General features: G+C 43.9%; 15 protein-coding genes and 2 tRNA genes. 10 read left to right on the top strand and 7 right to left on the bottom strand.

What is annotated here, in order from left to right; genetic code table 11:
- Positions 1-332 precede the first annotated feature (332 nt).
- From HZC12_07690 to HZC12_07670, 5 genes are all read right to left on the bottom strand, one after another.
- Positions 333-410 (bottom strand) — tRNA-Glu (locus tag HZC12_07690).
- Between the two features lies 1 nt (position 411).
- A tRNA-Lys gene (locus tag HZC12_07685) sits at positions 412-487 on the bottom strand.
- A 59-nt stretch (positions 488-546) separates the two neighbouring features.
- Complete coding sequence (locus HZC12_07680; GenBank protein MBI5026591.1) at positions 547-1,911, bottom strand: adenylosuccinate synthase; 1,365 nt, start codon at positions 1,909-1,911, stop codon at positions 547-549.
- A gap of 136 nt (positions 1,912-2,047) precedes the next feature.
- Complete coding sequence (locus HZC12_07675; protein ID MBI5026590.1) at positions 2,048-3,631, bottom strand: phosphoglycerate dehydrogenase; 1,584 nt, start codon at positions 3,629-3,631, stop codon at positions 2,048-2,050.
- A 324-nt stretch (positions 3,632-3,955) separates the two neighbouring features.
- Positions 3,956-5,098: an alanine--glyoxylate aminotransferase family protein gene (locus HZC12_07670; GenBank protein MBI5026589.1), complete on the bottom strand. Its 1,143-nt coding sequence runs from the start codon at positions 5,096-5,098 to the stop codon at positions 3,956-3,958.
- A gap of 330 nt (positions 5,099-5,428) precedes the next feature.
- On the opposite strand from HZC12_07670, the gene HZC12_07665 reads away from it, so the two are divergent.
- The 10 genes from HZC12_07665 (at position 5,429) to HZC12_07620 (ending at position 15,282) form a co-directional block, all read left to right on the top strand.
- Positions 5,429-5,659: a hypothetical protein gene (locus HZC12_07665; GenBank protein MBI5026588.1), complete on the top strand. Its 231-nt coding sequence runs from the start codon at positions 5,429-5,431 to the stop codon at positions 5,657-5,659.
- The gene (gene pilM / locus HZC12_07660) at positions 5,656-6,627 is read left to right on the top strand and encodes a pilus assembly protein PilM (protein MBI5026587.1); all 972 of its coding nucleotides are present in this window, start codon (positions 5,656-5,658) and stop codon (positions 6,625-6,627) included. Before HZC12_07665 ends, pilM begins: the two co-directional genes overlap by 4 nt.
- Positions 6,624-7,154, top strand: a complete 531-nt coding sequence (locus HZC12_07655) for a PilN domain-containing protein (protein MBI5026586.1) — start codon at positions 6,624-6,626, stop codon at positions 7,152-7,154. Before pilM ends, HZC12_07655 begins: the two co-directional genes overlap by 4 nt.
- Positions 7,145-7,690, top strand: a complete 546-nt coding sequence (gene pilO, locus HZC12_07650) for a type 4a pilus biogenesis protein PilO (protein MBI5026585.1) — start codon at positions 7,145-7,147, stop codon at positions 7,688-7,690. Before HZC12_07655 ends, pilO begins: the two co-directional genes overlap by 10 nt.
- Before the next feature lie 65 nt (positions 7,691-7,755).
- Positions 7,756-8,127: a hypothetical protein gene (locus HZC12_07645; protein MBI5026584.1), complete on the top strand. Its 372-nt coding sequence runs from the start codon at positions 7,756-7,758 to the stop codon at positions 8,125-8,127.
- Positions 8,117-9,376, top strand: coding sequence for a type IV pilus secretin PilQ (pilQ, locus tag HZC12_07640; GenBank protein ID MBI5026583.1), 1,260 nt, complete (start codon positions 8,117-8,119; stop codon positions 9,374-9,376). Before HZC12_07645 ends, pilQ begins: the two co-directional genes overlap by 11 nt.
- Positions 9,377-10,462: an aminopeptidase gene (locus HZC12_07635; GenBank protein MBI5026582.1), complete on the top strand. Its 1,086-nt coding sequence runs from the start codon at positions 9,377-9,379 to the stop codon at positions 10,460-10,462.
- A 240-nt stretch (positions 10,463-10,702) separates the two neighbouring features.
- A complete protein-coding gene (locus HZC12_07630; protein ID MBI5026581.1) occupies positions 10,703-12,067 on the top strand; it encodes a transglycosylase SLT domain-containing protein in 1,365 nt (454 codons plus the stop codon).
- An 84-nt stretch (positions 12,068-12,151) separates the two neighbouring features.
- Positions 12,152-13,657: a radical SAM protein gene (locus HZC12_07625; protein ID MBI5026580.1), complete on the top strand. Its 1,506-nt coding sequence runs from the start codon at positions 12,152-12,154 to the stop codon at positions 13,655-13,657.
- Positions 13,658-14,259: 602 nt separating this feature from the next.
- Positions 14,260-15,282, top strand: a complete 1,023-nt coding sequence (locus HZC12_07620; GenBank protein ID MBI5026579.1) for a glycosyltransferase family 9 protein — start codon at positions 14,260-14,262, stop codon at positions 15,280-15,282.
- 46 nt (positions 15,283-15,328) lie between these two features.
- On the opposite strand, the gene HZC12_07615 is transcribed toward HZC12_07620, so the two are convergent.
- Positions 15,329-16,030, bottom strand: coding sequence for a tetratricopeptide repeat protein (locus HZC12_07615; GenBank protein ID MBI5026578.1), 702 nt, complete (start codon positions 16,028-16,030; stop codon positions 15,329-15,331).
- The gene (locus tag HZC12_07610; protein ID MBI5026577.1) at positions 16,031-16,687 is read right to left on the bottom strand and encodes a histidinol phosphate phosphatase domain-containing protein; all 657 of its coding nucleotides are present in this window, start codon (positions 16,685-16,687) and stop codon (positions 16,031-16,033) included.
- Between the last annotated feature and the right edge of the window lie 46 nt (positions 16,688-16,733).

Genomic DNA, 16,733 nt, shown 5'->3' with positions numbered 1-16,733 from the left:
AATTGAACGGTTAACGGATCTTTTTCTTAGAATGAATACAACTCACCAAGCAGAAATTGCATCGACAGTTCATTTTGCTGCAGAATCTATTAAGAAAGAGGCAAAGGACAAGCCATCAGAGTCCGATGTATTAAAGGCTGTTATGGAGTGGAAGCAGAAAAGACGTCCTTCTTTTGACGAGTCCGAAGTAGCTCGAGCTATCAGAAATCGAAGTCCTTTTACCTTTAAGTACCAGGGGTATTTTATCACATAACGGTTTGGACTTGTGAAAAGGCCCGGGAAGGAGAAGGGAAAGCGAAAAGGGGCTACTTCCGCAACCCCTTGATTCTCACTGGCGTCCCCAATGGGATTCGAACCCATGTTACCGCCTTGAAAGGGCGATGTCCTAGGCCGGGCTAGACGATGGGGACATGGTGAGCCGCGTTGGATTCGAACCAACGACCCACGCCTTAAAAGGGCGTTGCTCTACCAACTGAGCTAGCGGCCCGCTTAACGACAGTTATTAGTGATTAGTAAAACAGAAATGGATCTTCTAAGTCAATCCAATCACTTCCCGGAGCGGGCCGAAGCAACTCGAAGTTTACCCCGCCGTTGGCGGGGCGAAAGTCGCTTCGACTTATAATCTTTAAATGGGTTCCTTAAGACAATGGTCTCGTTTCTCTTCTGCCCTGTAGAGACAATATCTATTTTTGTAGCGAGCAGTTTTTCCAGGTAGCTTATATAGGCCCTTGCCTGTTTGGGAAGGTCGTTGAGTTTCTTTACTCCAACGGTATTCGTCTTCCAGCCTTCGAGCTCTTCATAGACCGGCTCACATTCTTCTATAATCCCGCTCTCCTGCGGCATGGTGTCAAGATAATCGCCTTTATATTTGTACGCAACGCAGGCCTTTATCTTTTCAACCTCATCGAGGACGTCGAGTTTTGTAAGGGCAATACCTGTAAGCGCATTTATTCTTATAGAGTGCTTGACGCTTACTGCATCAAACCATCCACATCTCCTCGGCCTTCCTGTCGTGGCCCCGTATTCCCCTCCCTTTTCGCGAAGGGCCTCGCCGAGTTTATCTTTTAATTCCGTAGGGAACGGGCCACTGCCAACCCTTGTTGTATATGCCTTCATTACGCCCATAACCCCATCTATCTTTGTTGGCCCTATCCCGAGGCCTGTGCAGGCCCCGCCTGCTGTGGCATTTGATGAGGTCACATAAGGATATGTCCCGTGGTCAACATCAAGCAAGGTTCCCTGCGCACCCTCCAGAAGGATATTTTTCCCTTCATCTATAAATTTATTTATGAGTGTAGCGGTGTCTGCAATAAAAGGAGCAAACTTTTCTGCGTAGTTCATGTAGTCGGTGTATATTACATCGGCATTGAATTTATCAGCCTTATAAAGATTTTCAAGCAGATAATTTATATTTACGAGGTTGGCCTTTACCTTTTCCCTGAATATCGTGCTGTCAAGTAAATCAACAACCCTTATCCCTATCCGCGCCATTTTATCCACATAGGAGGGGCCGATGCCCCTTCCGGTGGTTCCTATTTTTTTAGTCCCCTTCGACTGTTCGCTTCCCGCATCAATAGCTATATGGTATGGCATGATGAGGTGGGCGTTCTTACTTATGTACAGATTCTTCCCTACATAGATGCCTCTATTCCTGAGTGCCTCGATTTCATCTATAAGGGCAGCAGGGTCAATAACAACTCCGTTGCCTATGATGCATATTTTATCCTTATGGAGTATTCCAGAGGGGACGAGGTGGAGGATAAACTTTTCATTGTTTATTACCACTGTGTGTCCTGCATTGTGGCCGCCCTGATACCTTGCCACAACATGGGCCTCTTCAGTAAGCAGGTCAACTATTTTCCCTTTTCCCTCATCGCCCCACTGGGCACCAACAACAATGATATTAGCCATTAATCACTCCTCCACATTAATGTCAAATTCCAAAATCCAAATGACAAATCAATGTTTATAAATCTAAAGCCAATGCACCAATAACCACATTTGGAATTTTTACAATTTTGACATTTGAGCTTTGACATTTGAAATTTTATCCCGGCAGATGTATCTGTTTTACCGAAAGGACATTGGGCAGTTTTCTTATTTCTGTTAGGATATTCTTAGATGCCGGGCTGTCTATGCTTATAACAGATATGGCCTTTCCTCCTGGTTTTTCTCTTCCAAACTGCATCCTGGCAATATTTATATTATTTTTTCCTAAGAGTGTCCCGATGTTACCTATTACGCCCGGCCTGTCGTTATTAAGAAGCACCAGCATTTCTCCCTCCGGCACTACCTCTACTGCAAAATCTTCTACCCTTACTATCCTCGGGTCTTTTTTACCGTGTAAGACCCCTGCCACTGCGCTTTCCCTGGGGCCGGCTTTTATCTTCAGGACAACCATGCTGTGATAATCGCCTGCATCTTTTGTTGTAAGCTCCCTGACCACAATGCCTCTCTCCTTTGCTATGAGAGGCGCATTTACGAAATTAACTGTCTCCTCGAGGATTGGCGTTAGAAGTCCCTTGAGGGCCGCAACTGTAATCGGTGCAAGCAGCAGCTCTGCGACCTCCCCTTTGTATTCCACTGTGACTTCCTCTATGCCTCCTTCAAAGTTCTGCGCAAGAAAACTTCCGAGCCTCTCAGCTAAGTTTATAAAAGGCTGAAGCCTTGGAAGCACATCAGCAGGCACAGAGGGAAAGTTTATAGCATTTCTTATAGTGCCAAAAATAAGATAATCAACTATCTGTTCTGCTACTGCAATTGCCACATTTTCCTGGGCCTCGGCAGTCGCAGCACCGAGGTGGGGGGTGCAGATTAAATTATCAAGGCCGAGAAGGGAGCTGTCCCCGGGTGGCTCCTTTTCAAAAACATCCAGAGCAGCCGCAGCAACCCTGCCTGATTTAAGGGCATCGCAGAGGGCTTTCTCGTCTACAATTCCGCCCCTTGCACAGTTTATCAGCATAACACCATCCTTCATCCTGCTTATCCTCTCTGCATTTATAAGCCCTCTTGTCTCCTCTGTCAAAGGCGTATGAATTGTAATAAAGTCCGATTCCTTTATTAATTCTTCAAGCTCAACAAGCTTGACCCCCAGAGTTCGCGCCTTCTCCTCGCTCAGGAACGGGTCATAGGCAAGGACGTTCATCTCCATCGCCTGTGCCCTTTTGGCTACGTGCGTGCCAATATTGCCAAGCCCTATAATACCGAGGTTTTTGTTAAAGAGTTCAACGCCTATAAATTTTTTCTTTTCCCATCTCCCAGCCTTCATCGAACTCGTTGCCTGCGGAATCTGCCTTGCCATGGAGAGCATGAGGGCTATTGTGTGCTCCGCAGTTGTAATTGTATTTCCACCAGGAGTATTCATAACAACGATGCCTTTTTTTGTGGCAGCAACTTTATCTACATTATCAAGGCCGGAGCCAGCCCTACCAATGACTCTCAGTTTTTCTGCAGAATCGAGGATATCAGCAGTAACCCTTGTGGCGCTCCTTATAATCAGGGCATCGTATTTACCAATTTCTGCCTTTAGCTTTTCCGGGCTGAGCCCTGTTTTAACATCAACTTCAAGGCCAGCCTTTTTTAATATCTCAACCCCCTTGGGGGATATGCTGTCGCTGACAAGAACCTTCATTTATCCTCCAGATATGTATCTATATTATCCCAAATAATGCATTTCGAAAACCACCGAGGCACAGAAAATTGCAAAATTAACATTTAGCAGCCTGTTGAAAAACTCAAAAATACCGATAAGTGTCATTCCCGCATGTTTTTAGCGGGAATCCAGTCTTTATAAAATCAATAACTTCTGGATTCCTGCTTTCGCAGGAATGACAAGTTATAGCATGTATAAAATACTTTATCAACAGGCTGTTAGCATTTCAAATATCAAATTTGCAATGATAATTTTACAATGGTTTTCTCCGTGTCTCTGTGGTTAAAACATTTTTTGAGATTATTACTTTTGCAGTAGCAGCTCTTCTGCCACTGCAACGCCAGAGCCGAGTTTTACGGGATATCCCATGCCTTTGAGCACCATCTCCACCCCTGCCACCGCAGTTATAACATCAAAGGTGTCAGCATAACCCAGGTGGGCTATTCTAAATATTTTCCCTTTTGCCTGCCCCTGGCCACCGGCTGCAGTTATGCCGTATTTGTCTCTCAGGTTTTTATATATCTCCTGGCCATCGAAGCCTTCCGGAGCAAGCACTGCTGTTACCGAATTTGACGGGGATTCCTTTGCAAAAAGGTTAAGGCCTATTGCCTTCATTGCCTCCCTTGTTGCATGGGCAAGCTTTGCATGCCTTTGAAAGACATTTATAATGCCCTCTTTCTGAAGCATTTCCAGGCTTCTGTTCAGCCCTATTATAAGGGTCACTGCCGAGGTAAAGTTAGTCTGGTTTTTGGCAAGGGCCTCTCTCTCCTTTTTAAAATTAAAATAAAATTTTGGCGCCTTTGCCCTGTCAGCCATCTTCCATGCCTTTTCACTTATACTCACAAAGGCAAGTCCTGGTGGAAGCATTACACCTTTCTGAGAACCGCCAACCATTACATCTACTGCCCATTCATCAGTTCTGAGGTCATGGGCCACTAATGCTGATATCGCATCCACTATAAATAAGGTGTTTCCGTATTTCTTTACTATATCGCCTAATGCCTCAATGTCATGGTAAACCCCGGTGGATGTCTCTGATGCCTGGACAAACACACCTTTTATGGTCGGGTCTTTTTCCAGTGCCTCTTTGACCAGTGATGGTTTTACTGCATACCCCCATTCTACTTCTATCTCCTGCACCTGCAGTCCATAGGCCTGACAGATTTTTGTCCAGCGTTCACCAAATTTCCCGCCATTTATTACAATGGCCTTGTCTCCAGGGCTGAAAAAGTTATTCACAGAACCAACCATCCCCCCCGTGCCTGTAGAACAGAGGATTAAAACCTCATTCCTTGTCTGATATAGCCATTGAAGTCCTCTCTTTGCTGCATCGAGGACAGGTATAAAATCTGTGGATCGATGGTGAATTATAGGCATAGACATTTCCATTAATACTTCTGGTGGAATTGGCGTAGGACCAGGCGCTAACAAATAACGTTTAAGCATTTCTACAACCTCCGTGGTTTTTGAGAACTCAAAAACTTATCATAGCACCTGTTGTTTGTCAAGAGAACATACCTGACTTACAAACATCACTCACGCGCCTGAATTAAGTTTTTAGTTAGCTTTTATCAAAATATTAACAGTTTCACAACTCATAATCTTAATCTTTAAAAGATCTAAAACTTATAATAAATAGATTTAAAGAATAATGGAGTTCAATTAAAAATCTTATAATTATAATAAACGTCACTTATTATACATTTTTTTAATTGACAAAGCATATAGTTAGCTCTATATTTTAAAGTAGGACTTTATATATAAGGAGGCATAGATATGGCCCTTGCAAATATTTCAATAATTATTGGTGTAATAGCCTTAACTGTTGGAGTTCTATTATTAACTACACCCAATTTTCTTAAAAGATTAAATGAGTTATCGATTAAGGTAATTTCAAAGATAGATGAGCATGCATTCACTTACAGGATCGGCTTCGGTGTATCTCTGATTATAATCGCCATTTTTATGTTTTTTATGGCTTATTATTTTCAGAAAAGGCTTAAATGATCCTCATTCAAAAAACCTCCATAGGTGTCGACCTCGGTAGCAGCGCTGTAAAAGCCGTTAGAGTTAATGGAAAAACAATTACACTCGCTGCCTTTAAAAACCTGACAAAAGAAGACCGCCAGGATACAGGGGCACTCATAAAATCGCTAAAAGACTTTTTTATGAAAATAAAAATATATGGCGCGGATATTAAGACCTGTCTTCCAGGAGATAAAGCTTATATAAAGACTATCACTCTTCCTGTAATGCCGATGAATGAATTAAAAGAAGCAGTGCGGTGGGAATCAAAAAAATATCTACCATCTCCCGCAGAGGCACAGGGCAGAGGGCCTTCTGAGGATATCATATTTGATTTTATTGCAAAAAAAACAACAGAAGGCATAACAGTAACATTTGCCTCGACAGAAAAAACTACAGTTATGAACTGGATAAGACCGTTACAGGAAGCAGGAGTGAAAATAACCACAGTGGATGTAACTCCTCTTGCATTGGGAAGGGCCTTGATAAAGGATGCACAGGAGGGGAACGTAGTAATAGCCGACATTGGCGCCTTAAAAACAGAGATAGATATACTAAAAGACGGCATTTTGAGAATGACGCGGACAATTGAACTTGGAGGAAACTTTTTAATCTCATCCATGGAAAAGGCTGGTGTCACGAATGCAGAAGAAAGGCTACTGCAGGGAATGGAAAAAGAATTGAAAGGCCCTGTTGACAGGTTAGCAACAGAGATATACCGGTCAATGGACTATTACAAGGCAAACTTTAAAGAAAGCACATTTACAACCCTCATTCTCTCAGGCGGGATAGCCCTGGTGCCTGGGCTGAAGGATTACTTAGCTGGCCTTTTTGATTTTCCTGTTCTGGTGCGGAATCCTTTTAACGGCATAAAACTTAAAAATGAAGAAATAAGAGCGCTTGGCCCGAGATTTTCAGTCGCCCTCGGTCTGGCAATGAGGAAAAGATGAAAGAATATCTCAACCTTCTGCCAGCAGAAGCAGAGAAACGAAGACTACCGGCAAGGGCTGTTTATGCAGGAGCTGCCGTGGCGCTTTATATCGTATTCATGGCAGGCTTCGGAGTCTATAACCAGATTCAGACAAGAAAAATAGAAAAAAACTTAGAGGCACTCAGAAACCAGAAACAGATGCTGGGCATGGAATTAAACAGCCTGCAAGCTCAGTTCCCCGGAGAGGCCGTGCCCGGAGAGATTTTTATAGCAAAGGCAAAACTCCCCTGGGCCGAGTTTCTCAGAGAATTGAGCCTGATTGTACCGAAAGACGTGTGGCTTTCATCAATAGAGTCCACAGAAGAAAAAGCAACCGGGATGAAGGCAATGACTTTTAAAGGGGTTACAACAAACCATGCAGGGGTTGCAGATTTTATCTCTGCCCTTGAATCATCAAAATTTTTTTATGGACTCGAGATACTTTATTCACAGAAGGGCGACAGAGGCGTTAGTTTTGGCGTAAAGGCAAGGATGAGATGGAGCTGAAATCTGTATACAGCAGGCTTTCAAGTAGTGAAAGGAAAATATTATTAGTTGTTACTGCCTTCCTTGTGATAATCTTACCGTATCAGTTTTTCTATGCTATGCCGGCTAAAAAACTGGGAAAAATCAAACAGGAGGCAGACACGACGAGGGCTGAAATAGCAGCTATTAATGCGCAGGTAGCTGCGTTGCGGTCAGCGGTGGAGACAAGAAAGATAAAGCCAGTGCGTGATTTATCTGTGCCCCGGAGCGAAAAACTTTCGCTGCTTCTGCAAGAAATAGGTAAAGAGGCGCGGGTAGCGAGGGTGGACTTTGTCTCCCTTCAGCCTGAAGCAATTGTGGACAAAGGGGATTTTTTAGAGCTGACAATAAAAATGGAATTAAAAGTAAGGTACAGGGAGCTATACGAGTTTCTTGATAGACTGGAGGCAACACAGCAGGCTGTCAGGGTGCAGGAGCTAAGGTATGAGACAACCGATGCCCTGTATCCCTTTGGGGTTGCAGTGCTCAGCGCAGCAACCTATGTGAGGAAGCAATGAAAAAATTAAGGGTGTGGACTTTTCCCTTAATTTTGCATTTTGCATTTTTAATTTTGAGTTTTAATATGTGCTGGGCTGAGGGCCTCTCCGATATAAATATCCAGGCCCTTAATGAGAAGAAAACTCTCCACTGGGGAAGAGACCCCTTTGTCCGGGAGATCGACGGAAAAGGGCCAGAAAGGGAGGGGATAGCCCTTCCTGCAAGGGTCCGGCTTAATGGGATTATCTCCAACGGTCAGAAATCCGTGGCAATAATCAATGGAAATTTTTTGAGAAAAGGGGATATGATAGACGGGCTTTTACTTACTGATATCATGCGGGACAGGGTTATTTTTGACCGTAAGGGGGCGAAGACAGAGCTGACAATCGAGAAGTTTGTTTATGAAGGTAGCCCTAAAAAGGAGGAGAAAAAAGAGGAGAAACCTGATGAGAATTAAAAATTTAAAATTAATTTTGCCTCTTGCATTTTTTATTTTGAATTTCTCCTTAGCCAATGCTGCTGACAGGGGCCCTGTAGTTTCAATGGAGCTCAGGGATGTAGAGATAAGGGATGTCATGAGGGCACTGGGGCAGGAACACAATTTAAACATAATTGTCGATGACAAGGTCACAGGAAAGGTAACAGTAAGCCTCCAGAAGGTACCGCTCTGGGATGCAATTGATTCAATCTTGAGAAGCAAAGGCCTGACCTATATTAAAGAGGATAATATAATCAGGGTTGTGACTTTTACTGAGGTTGGCAGGGAAGAGGAAGGCCTTATTACAAGGACATTTGTTGTAAGTTTTGCCAACCCAAAAGAGTTAGAGGGAGTTATAAAAAAGGTCCTGAGTAAAAAAGGAGACCTCATCTCTGACCCGAGGACCAACACCCTTGTAGTTAAAGATATTCCAGCGAATATGCCCAGGGTTGAAGCCCTTATAAAGACCCTGGACACGCAACCTCCCCAGGTAATGATAGATGCAAAAATTGTGGAGGCAAACAAAGACTTCGGGCAGAGCCTTGGAATCCAATGGGGAGGCAGTTACAGCAAAAGCGGCGTAACCATAAAAGGTGATACCGGGACTGATTCCTTTGCAATAAATTTACCGGCCGCGCTGCCAGAAGTTACTGCATCGCCATTTGGGGCGATCAGGTTTGGCAATGTCGCCAGCAGCCTGACCCTCGCCCTCAAGATATCAGCAATTGAGCAGAGCGGTGAAGGGAAAATCCTTTCAAATCCAAGGATATTAACTGCCAACAACAAAAAGGCAACAATCTCTACAGGCACAAAAATCAGGATAGTAACAGCAGCAGCCGATACAATAATAGTAACAGGCGGCACAACAACCACTACAACAGAAGAAATAGAAGCCACACTGAAGCTGGAGGTAACACCCCAGATAACTCAAGACGGCTATATAATGCTCAACATAGTTACCAAGAAAGACGAGTTTGACTTTACAAGGACTATCCAGGGCTTTCCAGCTATCATTACCAGAGAGGCAAAAACAGACCTTATGATAAAAGATGGAGAGACAATCGTTATAGGAGGAATATTTACAAAGAGTGATGTTTCAACAGAGAGGGCAATCCCATGGATTTCAAAAATACCAATTCTGGGGTGGCTGTTTAAAAGCAAGACAGAAACAGAAGCCGTAAGAGAGCTCTTGATATTTGTGACACCTAAAATCAAAAGAGATATTTAAATGCTGAATGAGGCAGTTGTAAATATCTACAGGGTTAACCTCGGTGTAAAAAAGGGAGAGCGTGTCCTGGTTTTCACTGATGACTTCAGTTCAAGGCTTAAAGACATCGCAAGGCTTACCGCAGAACTCGGAAGACCCTTTACATCAAAAATATCGTATGTAGAACTTAAATCCACAGGCAGCCATGGTGTGGAACCCCCGGAGACCCTCTGGGCTAAGGCATTTGGAGGAAAAACCATAACGGCCCTCAAACAAAGGCAGTTATTAAAACCCATTCTCAGTAAAAAAGCTGACGATGGGCAGCTAAAAGAGGCAGAGCGGATTATTAAGCGGTATAAAAAAGAGGCAGTGGATGTAATAATAGCCCTTTCCCATTACTCGACAAGCCATACAAAATTCAGGGACTTTATTACCCGTCTCTGCGGTACCCGTTATGCAAGCATGCCCCTTTTCGATGCAACGATGTTTGAAGGCTCTATGAGGGTTGACTGGAAGGCCCTATCGCAGAGGACAAAGAAAATAGCGGCAAAAGTAAACAAGGGGGTTTTGATAAAAATTCGGACTCCAAACGGCACACATCTTATACTTTCTAAAAAAGGGAGGAAAGCCTTCAGCGATACAGGGATTCTTACAAAACCAGGCTCCTTTGGAAATTTACCAGCAGGAGAGGTATTTCTTGCGCCACTCGAAGGCACAGCCAATGGCACTCTTGTGCTTGAGTGGGCACCAACAAGGCCACTTGAAACCCCGATTACGCTCAAGGTTAAAGACGGGATGGTAGTTGAAATTGATGGAGAAGAAGAGTATGCGGATTTTCTTCGGGCCAAACTTTCTGAAAGGCCAGAAAATGCAAGTATAGCAGAACTCGGCATAGGGACCAATGAGAAGGCCACAAGGCCTAATAACATACTGGAATCAGAAAAAATACGGGGGACAGTCCATATAGCCCTTGGAGACAATAGCTCCTTTGGCGGTATGGTCAGGACACCCTTTCATCAGGATTTTGTCTTTTTTAAACCAACACTTACCCTTACACATAAAGATGGGGTATCGGAAAAATTAATAGAGAAAGGCAGGCTGGTATGATAAAAAACAGTTCAAATGCAGCGTCTATCAGGCTTATTGCTGTCGTAAATCTTTACACTTTGGGTATTGGTATTGTCTAACCACTTATTTTATAAGGTTTTATTTTTCGGTATACCTCTTGCTAAACTAATCGCTCAAGAGATTCCAAAGGGGCGATAAAGAAGTGGGTAAGAGATGCGTACTTTAATCATAATCAATTTCTTCTTGACAAAAGCCTGTTCGGAGGCTAAATTATGGGCTATGGGAAGGCTTTTTTATGCCTTTTTTATAGTATTATTTATATTTAATGCGAGCTCATATGCTGATACGGTGCAGATAAGCACGGCTGAAGAGACCGCCACATTACCGCCCCCAACCGCGCATGAAGGAGTAAAGCTGAGTTATAATACCCCGGAGAGGGACATAAGCTTAGCAATTGAAGGAGGATCCCCGTCTGGTTTAACATCAACAGCCCCTGCGGAAGTAGGGGCAAAGGCCGAGGATTCACAGAAAGTCGGAGACTCGACTCCCCGAGATGCAATAAAGGCACTTTATGAGGTTCATGGTTATGATAAGGCAGTGGAAAACAGCCTGCTTTATTTTTCAGAGAGGATAAGAGAGAAATTCAGCTTGTGGCTTGCCCGCTCTGAGAGATACCTGCCTGTAATGATGGAGATATTTGCAGAAAAAGGCCTTCCAGAGGACCTCGCCTTTCTTCCATTGATTGAAAGCGGCTTTAACCCTCGCGCATATTCCAGGGCAAAGGCGGTGGGTTACTGGCAATTCATAGCAGGAACTGCAAAGAGATATGGCCTGAAGATAGACTGGTGGGTGGACGAAAGGCGGGACCCGATAAAGTCAACTGTCGCCGCTGCCGAGTATCTGAAAGACCTTTATGACATATTTGGCTCATGGAACCTCGCCCTCGCAGCATACAATGCAGGAGAGGGGAAAATAATGAGGGCCCTTAGTAAAAGTAAAACCGATGACTTCTGGGCATTGAGAAAGACGAAACACATAAAAAGGGAGACAAAAAATTATATCCCCTACTACATTGCTGCAACTGCCATAGCGAAAGACCCTGAGAGTTTCGGCTTTCAGGATATTGACTATCACGAACCCCTGTTATACGATGAGGTTGTAATTGACTCGCCGATAGACATTTCTGTAATTGCAGAATGTGCTGAGACTACTGTTGAGGAGATTAAGGCATTAAACCCGGAGCTCAGGCGCTGGTGCACTCCCCTGAATGTCTCAAGCTACACTGTGAAAATTCCTCCAGGGAAAAAAGAGATATTTTTTGAAAAATTAGCTGCGATAGCAGCGGACGAATTATTGGCAAGGCGTGAGTATAAGATCAAAAATGGAGATACAGTCAAACAAATAGCAGGACGCTTTGGCATATCAACTACGGCTGTCCTTGAAATGAATTCTTTAAATGGAAAAAACCCCAAGCTCAAAACAGGGGATACACTCCTTATTCCTCCCAAAGAAGTTGTACATCTTGCAAAAGATGAGATGGGTTCGAAAAAAAGCAGAAAGGCTTTAAAGAGCAGGTCAAAAACGGGGGGTGTTGTGAAAACCTCTACAAAGAATGGCAAGCTCAATAGAAACCTTAGCTCGTAACACCTGCATAGACCTCTTCAGATGCCCCTGGGTTATTTGTCATCTGTTAAATGAAATTTCGGGCATGAAAAGGAGGGTAGAGCGATGAAAATTGAACAGCCCCCTTTAAAAGGTACGAGCCTGACACTAACTAAGAACCTCATAGTTCTGGAAAAAGGCAAGAATGAATTGCTGCTCGTAAACTCCATTGACCCCAGACCGTTATATATCAAGAGAGGCAGAGATTATATAAAGAGGTTTCTCGAATCCGTCAAAGAGCTTGGCGCTGCGGAAAAGATAAAAAAGGCATACCCTCAAGACACAGAACTGCTCAACATGCTGATAAGTCACCGGATTATTATTACTTCGGACGATCAGAGGAAAGGTCTTGATAAGACCGATACGGCCCGTGATAGGAAAGCAAGAGATGATAAGAATGGGATGTCTCTCTATCTGCTCCTTTCGCAGTCATGTAACCTTGGATGCATCTATTGCCTGAACGGGATAAAGACCTACAAAAAAGATAAAAACTTAATGATGAAAGAGGAGGTAGCGTATAGAAGCATAGAGAGGTGCCTGGACAGCATAAACCCCGGCGGGAAGCTCGAAATAGTATTTTTTGGAGGGGAACCGCTTTTGAACTGGCCGTTGGCAAAAAAGGTAATTACACACTGCGAAAAAAATCTAAAAGAGAGATATAAAGACAAGGAGATCCTGTATCATTTAACGAGCAATCTTACAATCTTACCGCCTGACCTGATAGAATGGGCAAAGAGATATAAAATAACCTTTCTTTGCGATATTGACGGCCCGGAAGATATCCACAATGAGTGCAGGCCGTATAAAAACGGAAGGGCATCGCACGCGCTCATCGTAAAAAATATCAAACGCCTTACCAAGTCGGGATTAAGGGTTGCTTTGCGTTCAACTATTACTGCAAAAAATCAGGACTGTATGTTAGAGATAGCAAAACATCACAAATCAATAGGGGGTATAGGAAGCGCCTTTGTTCCGGTAAACCCGGTTAATTCCGATGAAGATATCCTGCCGGAAACCGTTATCCCCTCAACCGATAAATTAATCAAAGGGTTGTCTAAGGTTTATAAGAGCAGGGTATGGGATACAAAGGATTTATTCCCATTCAATGTTTATGCATCACATGTGCATGCCGGAGGCAGGGCAGTGAGGGGATGCGGCGCCCCTTACGGGAATACGCCGGTTGTCGATGTTAACGGGGATGTATACCCGTGTATTTATCTGGTTGGAATAAAGAGGTTCTACATGGGGAACATCATGAATGGAAGTTACCCTGACAACAACATCCTTGATTGGATGATGGATTTTCTGCATGTGGATAATATGGCAGAGTGCAGGGGATGTGCATGGCGTTACATCTGCGGCGGAGGCTGTCCTGTGGGGAAGTTAACCGTCCTTGAAAATTCCATGGCAAGCCGAAAAACGGTTAAGTACTGTAACAGTCTCCGCTGTGATTATACAAAGAAGGTTATAGAGTTGCTCCTTTGGGATCTGGCAAAGGAAGCCGCAGCATCCGTTAAAAAAGGCGTTCCTAATAAGGCAACTGGAGCAATAGATAACACAATAAATTGTTAGGTAGAGAGAGGGGAAAATGAAAAAGAAGGAGAAAAAGAGCAAGAAGTATGAGAATAATTCGCAGGAGAATATATCTCGGCGAACATTTTTGCACCAATCCGGAAGGGCTTTACTTTTAACGACATCCTATATGGTTATCTCGGTTTTCACTGACAAATTAGATGTAAGCGCCGGCATGTGTGATGCCGGCTGCACCACTGCATGTGTGCAAAGCTGTACCAGCAGCACTACGGTATATCCAGACCCGTGCAGTTCATGTACTAGTTGCACCAGCGGCTGTACGGCAAGCTGCACAAAATGGTGTACCGATAGCTGTACCGGCGGCTGTACCGGAGGGTGTACCAAATGGTGTACCAGCGGTTGCTGCATTAGTTGTACAAAGAGCACAAAATAGTCGCATTAAATGCCGTAATTCCCTCACACCTCTTCTCTCTCTCCGTTGGGGAGAGGGGATAGGGCGTAGGAAGGCGCAGAGGAAGAATGCTCTCTGCGTTTTCGGCGCCTTCCCGTGTGGTTTCTTCGTTTCAAAAGGTCAAAACATCCTTGATATTTGCTTGTGGAAATGAAATAGCGCTGTAGGCAGACAAGAGGGGAAACGAGCAATGGAAAATTTATTTTTAGAATGCGGGTGGAAATGGACGAGCGGAATATCCCATAAGCTGGAAGAAAATCGCCCTACAGCCAACCGGACGGACATAGGCACAATCAAAGAGATTTTGGTAATTTTCTTTTGCGGAATCGGTGATATGGTCGTTTTCATACCGGCATTAGAAGCGTTAAGCAGTTTCTTCTGTAAAAGTCGCATCTCAGTCATGACATCACCGCCTGCGAACCAACTGCTGAATAATCATCCGTGCGTTAAAAGCACATTCTCATTAGACGCAATACATCAAAGCGACTTTTTTCGAAAGTTTGACTTAATAATAAATCTAAGCGGACATAAGGATGAAATCAATAGAATCCTGAGGGCTGCGAATGTAAAACACCTTATTATCAAGGACCAGCTATTTGATAAAAAATGTCCGTTGCATGCCAGCAAATACCATTTAGAACTTATCAAGGGAATTACGGCTTCATTTTATAAACCGATTGTTTATGTTACTGGCGAGGAACGCCGGGCCGCAAGAAAGTATCTGATCGGCAAAAGATTGAATCCCGAAATGGATCTTATAATCGCTATTCATGCCGGAAGCAGCAATCCCGGCAAGGTCTGGGACTGGAAACGATTTCGCAATGTTTGCAATCTTTTAATAAGAAACTATGGCGCCAAAATATTGCTCCTTTCAGGCCCATCTGAGCAGGAGATAAGCGAAAAAATTGCTGAAAGTATAGTAAATCAGCCTGTCGTTGTCCAGGAACCGTTGCGTCTAATTGCTGCCCTATTAGAACAGTGCAAGTTGTTGATTACGAATGATTCCGGCGTAATGCATCTTGCTGCTGCAGTCGGCACTCCTATAGTCAGTATCTTCAACTCTTCTTTATCACAGCCTGAGATATGGGGCCCTTTAGTAGACAACCATGTTGCGATTTGCAAAAAAACACTCGATGCGATTCGTGTCGAGGATGTGATGCGGGGGGTGAAATTACCGCTCAGCCGAATGCACAAATTGGAGGACAGGTCTTAACTTTGGAAAGTAAAAGGGGGCGTTTTTGTTTCGCAAGCCCACAACGTCATCTGCCATTTGCCTTAACCCCTGCCTTTGCCCTGGCCTCAGAGGCCCATGTAGATTCAGGGAAATTAGTAATGAGCTCGTTGTATTTTTTCTTTGCCTCATCAGGTTTGCCCGTGGCCTCGTAGAGCCTGGCCTCCTCAATGAGGGCGGTGTCTTTAAAAATCCCTTTATTGAACTGTCCTAACTTTTCGAGGCTCTTCAATGCCGCATCGTATTTACCCTCTTTTAAATAAGAGGCAGCAAGCTTCTGGTATACAAGTGGGACAAGGCTTTTTTCCCTTGGGTACTTATCCAGAAAAGCGGTGTAAGCTTTGATTGCACTGGCATAATCACCGAGCTGATAATAACAGTTTCCAAGATAAAACTGCGCAGCCGGTGTTGATTTTATCTTTATTGCCTGCGTATAAAGTTCCGTGGCCTTTTTCAAACGCTCTTCCTGAGACAGGGGAGTTTTAATATCCAGCGCATAATAATATTTATAAGCCTCTCGCTCAATAGCGTATGCCTTCTTTTTCTGGGAGACCTGATAAAGCAGGAAGGCTGTAAAAAATATGGTGGTGGCAATAAGGGCAATTAATGCAAATGCAAATATTTTTTTCTTTTCCCTGAGAACGGCACTAATACTGATAAAGATATTCTTTACTTCCTCTTCCTTTAAGACTGCTTTTTTTACGACTCTCTTTTTGATTGCCTTGGGCATTTATGACCTCGCAAGAATTTTGTTTACTAAATTTTTAGAGTTTTCAAAAACTCCCTCTACATCCCGCGGTTTAATGCCTGAACTCAGGAGAATAGCCCTTGCCCAGTCTTTTGTTATTAAGTCCTGAGGCCCGTGGGCATCAGTATTTATAATGATAGTTGCCCCGCATTCCCTGGCTATACTTGCTACATGTCCGTTAGACAGGCAGTGACCTTTTCTGGATGTTAACTCAAGGGCAACTCCATTGTCCCTGGCCATGATGGCATCATCCCTGCTTATATGTCCCGGGTGGGCAAGGATGTCAGCCCCTGCTTCGATGGCTGCCCTGTTAGTGCCTGGGGCAACAGGCTCCACTATACTTTCGCCATGAACAACTACAAGCTTTGCACCGAGAGACCGTGCCTTTAAAACTAAATCCTTGATTAAGGGAGGTGGGACATGGGTGATTTCTGCGCCCGGGATTATTTTGATTTTAAAATGCCGCTCCATGCCTTTTATTGCCTCTGCGATTTTTGGCACAACCAGATCAATATTCGAAAGGTCCACATGGTCCGTGATAGCAATTGCTTCGTAACCGAGGCAATAAGCCCTTTGAACAAGCTCTGATGGCAGTAACTCGCCATCGCTCATCAGGCTGTGGGTGTGAAGGTCAATCATGACTCTGTAAGATACAGAAACTCCATCTAAAAGTCAAAACCCGAAT

This window comes from Nitrospirota bacterium (assembly GCA_016214385.1).
Classification (GTDB): Bacteria; Nitrospirota; Thermodesulfovibrionia; order UBA6902; family JACROP01; genus JACROP01.
This window is presented reverse-complemented; position numbering and strand designations above follow the sequence as displayed.